Below are 5,355 nucleotides of genomic sequence, written 5' to 3' on the forward strand. Positions count from 1 at the left end.
CTGCAAATCAATCAACAGCGATTCGCCGTCGCCATTGATCCAGACTTGCGCATCCTGAATCGTGCATTGCAACTGCATATTGCGTTGCGCGAGTTTAGCCAGCGCCTGGCTGGTCGCGGCAGGAAGATTGAATACGCTCAGATTTTTCGCCCGCTCCACTTTGCCGGCAATTTGATTCCACCAGATATTGCTCATGCTGCTATAGCTGTAAATGATGACCTGGCTGGAACGACCGCAGGCCTTCATGATGCGCTTCTCATCCGGCTGGCCGACTTCTATCCACAGATCAATCGCGCCGGTCAAATCCTTGCGCCACAGATCCGGCTCGTCATCTGCACTCAAGCCCTTGCCGAATGCCAGCGCTTCGCTTGCGTGCAGCACGAAGGCCAGAATTCTGACCATCATGCGCTCATCGGTTTCAGAAGGATGGCGCGCAATCGTCAGCATATGGCCGTCATAATATGGCCGGTCCATATCGGCAATTTGCAGATCAGCTTTGAAAATGGTTGATTTGAGGGCCATGAATTTTACTCTTGATGAAAATATCCGGATGAAGCGTAGTGCTTAACGGTGGCAAGAATAGCCGATCTGCCGCTCTCATAGAGATCATTTTTTGCATCTGCAATTGATTTCACAATTGCTGCCATCGCAAAATCAGCAATGAATGCAAACGTTTAAAATAGAGGCTCTATTGAAATGAGTCGAATGCATACACCTACTCCTCCTGCATCGCATGACGCGATTGTCGCCGCAACCCAAGCCTGGCTTGAAAAAGCCGTCATCGGCTTGAATCTGTGCCCGTTCGCCAAAGCAGTGCACGTCAAAAATCAAATCCGCTATGTTGTCAGCGCAGCTCGCAGCGTGGATGCATTGCTCAGCGACCTGGAAGCTGAACTGCAGACTCTGCACGCCGCAGATCCCGCCGATATCGACACGACTTTGCTGATTCATCCCGACGTGTTGCAGGACTTCCTGGATTACAACGATTTTCTGGAAGCCGCCGACGAGGTGATTGAAGAACTGGAACTGGATGGAGAAATCCAGATTGCCAGTTTTCACCCGCACTACCAGTTTGCCGGCACTGGCGCGAACGATATTGAAAACTACACCAACCGTTCGCCGTACCCGATTCTGCATTTACTGCGGGAATCCAGCATTGAGCGCGCAGTAGAAGCTTTTCCACAGGCCGAGACCATCTTTGAAAAAAACATGGAGACCTTGCGCGAACTGGGACTGGAAGGCTGGCAACAACTGGGCCTGAGCAAGCCCTGAATCAGGGTCTGGAACAGCACCATCGTGCCGATACCATTGCAATTAATTCAAGCTCACAACAATAAATTATTAATTTGATAAGCGAATAAATAAAGTATTACACTCCAGCAAACAATGTTGCAAAAAGAAAGCTTGTTTTCGGGAACTCTTGCCTCACTATATAGACATACTAGATATAAAAAGAGCATCGAGTTTAAATTGCTTTTTTGGAATTTTTTGCTATATTAGTTACCAATGGTTAATTTTTTCATATGTAATATTGAAAAAATGCATCTTCGTTTGCAACTTTACCAACGTGACAACGCTCCAATAGTAGCCGCTGAAATTGCAGTAGCTTGCATTTCCCCATCCTCCTTTGACACTTTGAATCGAAGATATTATGACTACTCCAGATAGCCAAACAACCAGCAACCGACTCGCCGATCAGGTTGCCTATGATCCCAATCACTTGCTGGATTCGCTGATTGAAAAACTGCATCTGAAGAACGATGCAGCCCTGTCGCGCGCATTGGAAGTGGCGCCGCCAGTCATCAGCAAAATCCGCCATCGCCGTTTGCCGGTAGGCGCATCGCTGCTGATTCGCATGCATGAAGTGAGTGACTTGAGCATTCGCGATTTGCGCATTCTGATGGGTGATCGTCGCGATAAGTTCCGTATCAGCGACAAGCAGTTCAAGCCGAAGGATGGCGTGGCGGCAGAACACGCCGAATAAAACAGTCAGCGTATCGTTACGCTGACTTGATGCTTCGTTCGGTCATTCCCGGCTCAGGCCGGGAATACGCCTGTTGAAAGATAGCGGTCACCACGATCGCAGACGATGAATACGATCGTCGCATTTTCAGTCGTCTGGGAAATTCGCAGCGCAACTTCACACGCGCCTGCCGAAGAAATTCCGCAAAAAATTCCCTCTTCTATTGCCATACGCCGCGCCATTTGTTCGGCAACTGCCTGGCTGACATATTCCAGCTGATCGACCTTGCTCGCATCGTAAATCCTGGGCAGATAAGCCTCGGGCCATTTTCTGATACCAGGAATCTGCGAACCTTCTTCCGGCTGCACGCCGATGATCTTGATGTCCGGATTTTTTTCCTTCAGGTATTCGGAGACGCCGACGATGGTGCCGGTCGTTCCCATCGCGCTGACAAAATGCGTAATTTTCCCGCCGGTATCGCGCCAGATTTCCGGGCCGGTAGTTTCATAATGTGCACGCGGATTGTCGGGATTGCCAAACTGGTCGAGAATCAAGCCCTCGCCATTTTTCTGCATTTGTTCTGCCAGATCGCGCGCGTACTCCATGCCGCCGGTTTTTGGCGTCAATACTATCTTTGCGCCATAAGCGGCCATCGCCTGACGACGCTCTTCACTCAGATTTTCCGGCATCAGCAAAATCATCTTGTAACCACGCATCGCTGCAACCATCGCCAGTGCAATGCCGGTATTGCCGCTGGTTGCCTCAATCAGGGTATCGCCGGGTTTAATGGTGCCGCGTTCTTCCGCATGCTTGATCATCGACAAGGCCGGCCTGTCTTTCACCGAGCCAGCCGGGTTGTTGCCCTCCAGCTTGCCGAGAATGATGTTGTTGCGACGCGCCGACTCTTCGCCGTCCATCCGCTTGAGTTGCACCAGCGGCGTATTACCGATGGTGTCTTCGATAGTCAAATATTGCATAGGGGAGATTGGTTTTTTTCCTGAAGAATGTCATTTTAATCGACAGCGCCGGAACGCGTACAAATCCGATTGTAAACGGTACTGAAAATAAAAAGCCCCGGCGACTCTCATCGCCAGGGCCATCCATCACCACACGTCGGAAATTGTCGTTACAACAGTCCTTTGAATGTCACTGTTTGGCAGTCTTTTTCGGCTCGACCACCTTATCGTCCGCTGTCTTTTTGACTTTATCGGTTTTACCCGCAGAAGGTTTTGTTACGCCGGGCTTGGCAGCGCCATTAACGGTCAAGCCCGCCTGTGAAAATTTTTCCGAACTTTTGTCGCCTATACCCTTCACGCGCGTCTGCAGATCATTCCAGTCCTTGAAATTTCCACCTTTTTTGCGCTCTTCCAGAATTGCCTTTGAAGTTGTCGGGCCTATACCCTTGATACCATCAAGCGCAGCCTGGTCGGCTTGATTAACTTCAACGTTCGCAAACGCACAACCGATTGAAACGAACAAACCTGCAAGTACCAGCAAGAATTTATTCAACATGAGATGTCTCCAGTTTATTGGTGAAAAAGCTCAGGAATGACAGGCATGATGCCCAAATTTATTGCATATATTGCAATAAATCGACTTGAACTCTAGCAGCAATTCAATGGGTTGACCTTCCCATAAACAGGTGAATTTTGGTGATGGCGGAGATAAAAAATGCCAGTGATGGCACTGGCATGAGGTACTGGGCGAGCATGGCATTGAGCATGATCAATGCCATGCGAATATCATCAATTCATGACATTCAATTCTTCGGTGCGACGTGGCGGATAACTTTCCCATTTGCTGCAACCGGGGCATTGCCAGTAATACTGGCGCGCCTTGAAACCGCAATTGCTGCACTGATAGCGCGCCAGCTTTTGCGTATAACCGTGCACCAGATTCTTGACCATCGACAGCTCGGAACGCATTTCCGGCGGCGCATCCATCAAACGCGCTTCCAGCAGCTTGTCCAGTCCCAGCAAGGTCGGCGTCCGGCGCAGTTCATCGCTGACCATTTGCGTCGCCGCATCCACGCCTTCCAGCTCCAGCACGGCCTGGAACACAACTTCCAGCAGATCGATGGAAGAGGCTTCAGCCAGATAGAATTTAAGCAGGTTGACACCTTCCTGCGGCCTTCCTACGGCACGATAACCATCCATCAAACGCTGCGCCACCAGTGCCACATGCGGCACGCTTTGATGTTCCACGCGACGCCATGCCAGCAGCGCGGCTTCGACATCGCCCTTGGCGAGGAAAGCATCGCCCATCAGCATCATTGCACGTACGTTTTTACGATCGGCAGCCAGTGCTTTTTCCAGCAGCACAATGGCGGCATCAGTATGGGTATGCACCAGCTCATCCTGCGCCAGCTCGCAATAGAATTGCGCAATTTCCTTTTGTCGACCGCCGGCACCCGACTCCTGTAGCGCACCGGCCGCTTCGATGGCGCGCGCCCATTCTTTTTCACGCTGATAAATTTCCAGCAAGGCACGGCGTGCCTGCGCGCTGTATTGCGTATCGACCAAAAGGTTGAAGGTCTCTTCCGCTCTATCCAGCAAACCTGCATTCAGATAATCCTGCCCCAATTCATATTGCGCATGTACCTTGTGCTCTTGCGGCAAATCGGGACGCGCCAGCAGATTTTGATGGACGCGAATCGCCCGCTCGGTCTCGCCGCGACCGCGAAACAGATTACCGAGAGCGAAATGCAGTTCGACTGTTTCCGGATCCAGCTTGACGATTTCAATGAAAGCGTCGATCGCCTTGTCGGGCTGTTCGTTGAGCAGAAAATTCAAACCCTTGAAATAGCCGCGCGGCAAAGTGCGCGACTCGGAAACCAGTTGTTTGATATCCACGCGCGCAGCAATCCAGCCCAGGGTAAAAAAAGCGGGGATAGCGAGCAACCACCAGTTCTCAAATTCCATGCAATGTCGTATTCATGATTGATTGATCAAATTGGCAAAAACTGCCACTTAGAGCGGCGTCACCGCATCCGGCTGTGGCGGTTGCGATTTGGCCTGCAGTTGCGCCTGTGCCTCGTCCTGTATTGCCACCAGCGCTTTCTTGTTCTTTGCTACTTCCCTGCGCGAGCGGAACACCATAGGCAACATCGCCAATACGCCCAGCACTGCGCCACCAACGAAAAACCCCAGCAACAATAAAACCAGCGGCCCTTGTATTACGTAACCCAGAAAAAACCGCAATGTCACTTCGTCCGTATTCTTCAAGGCAAAGCCGAAAAACACGATGAAAAATATGACAGCAAGGATTCTGAACAGGATCTTCATGATGCTGATTCCTTTATTTAGGCGAGATCGATGGCTTTTACGCCGACCAAATCGATGTAAATCTTAACTAGCGAAATTGTACGTGAAAAAATGGCATCTTCGGATGGC

General features: G+C 50.6%; 7 protein-coding genes. 2 read left to right on the top strand and 5 right to left on the bottom strand.

The genetic code is table 11. The features are described from left to right. A partial coding sequence (locus tag ABWP27_RS12035; protein WP_353157139.1) for a YaeQ family protein occupies positions 1-522 on the bottom strand: 522 nt, incomplete at its 3' end. Between the two features lie 183 nt (positions 523-705). On the opposite strand from ABWP27_RS12035, the gene ABWP27_RS12040 reads away from it, so the two are divergent. Both ABWP27_RS12040 and ABWP27_RS12045 read left to right on the top strand, forming a co-directional pair. Then, entirely contained in the window at positions 706-1,272 is a 567-nt protein-coding gene (locus ABWP27_RS12040) for a DUF1415 domain-containing protein (RefSeq protein WP_353157142.1), read from the top strand. A gap of 379 nt (positions 1,273-1,651) precedes the next feature. Further along, on the top strand, positions 1,652-1,984 hold the full coding sequence (locus tag ABWP27_RS12045) for a hypothetical protein (protein ID WP_353157145.1): 333 nt from the start codon (positions 1,652-1,654) through the stop codon (positions 1,982-1,984). Between the two features lie 53 nt (positions 1,985-2,037). Here the strand turns inward: ABWP27_RS12045 and cysM are convergent, their stop codons facing one another. The 4 genes from cysM to ABWP27_RS12065 all read right to left on the bottom strand — a co-directional run bounded on the left by cysM (position 2,038) and on the right by ABWP27_RS12065 (position 5,247). After that, on the bottom strand, positions 2,038-2,940 hold the full coding sequence (gene cysM / locus ABWP27_RS12050; protein WP_353157148.1) for a cysteine synthase CysM: 903 nt from the start codon (positions 2,938-2,940) through the stop codon (positions 2,038-2,040). Positions 2,941-3,109: 169 nt separating this feature from the next. Beyond that, positions 3,110-3,475 carry a ComEA family DNA-binding protein gene (locus ABWP27_RS12055; protein WP_353157150.1) on the bottom strand — a complete coding sequence of 122 codons (366 nt, stop codon included), beginning with the start codon at positions 3,473-3,475 and terminating at the stop codon, positions 3,110-3,112. 233 nt (positions 3,476-3,708) lie between these two features. Then, positions 3,709-4,884 carry a lipopolysaccharide assembly protein LapB gene (gene lapB, locus ABWP27_RS12060; RefSeq protein WP_353157152.1) on the bottom strand — a complete coding sequence of 392 codons (1,176 nt, stop codon included), beginning with the start codon at positions 4,882-4,884 and terminating at the stop codon, positions 3,709-3,711. A 48-nt stretch (positions 4,885-4,932) separates the two neighbouring features. Continuing rightward, positions 4,933-5,247 carry a lipopolysaccharide assembly protein LapA domain-containing protein gene (locus ABWP27_RS12065; RefSeq protein ID WP_353157155.1) on the bottom strand — a complete coding sequence of 105 codons (315 nt, stop codon included), beginning with the start codon at positions 5,245-5,247 and terminating at the stop codon, positions 4,933-4,935. Between the last annotated feature and the right edge of the window lie 108 nt (positions 5,248-5,355).

The sequence above is a fragment of the Herminiimonas fonticola genome (assembly GCF_040395855.1).
In the GTDB taxonomy this organism is placed as follows: Bacteria; Pseudomonadota; Gammaproteobacteria; order Burkholderiales; family Burkholderiaceae_D; genus Oxalicibacterium; species Oxalicibacterium fonticola_A.

Coding starts and splice junctions, on each gene's coding strand:
- ABWP27_RS12045 (WP_353157145.1), top strand. CDS start 1,652: ATGACTACTCCAGATAGCCAAACAACCAGCAACCGACTCGCCGATCAG.
- lapB (WP_353157152.1), bottom strand. CDS start 4,884: ATGGAATTTGAGAACTGGTGGTTGCTCGCTATCCCCGCTTTTTTTACC.
- ABWP27_RS12065 (WP_353157155.1), bottom strand. CDS start 5,247: ATGAAGATCCTGTTCAGAATCCTTGCTGTCATATTTTTCATCGTGTTT.
- ABWP27_RS12055 (WP_353157150.1), bottom strand. CDS start 3,475: ATGTTGAATAAATTCTTGCTGGTACTTGCAGGTTTGTTCGTTTCAATC.
- ABWP27_RS12040 (WP_353157142.1), top strand. CDS start 706: ATGCATACACCTACTCCTCCTGCATCGCATGACGCGATTGTCGCCGCA.
- cysM (WP_353157148.1), bottom strand. CDS start 2,940: ATGCAATATTTGACTATCGAAGACACCATCGGTAATACGCCGCTGGTG.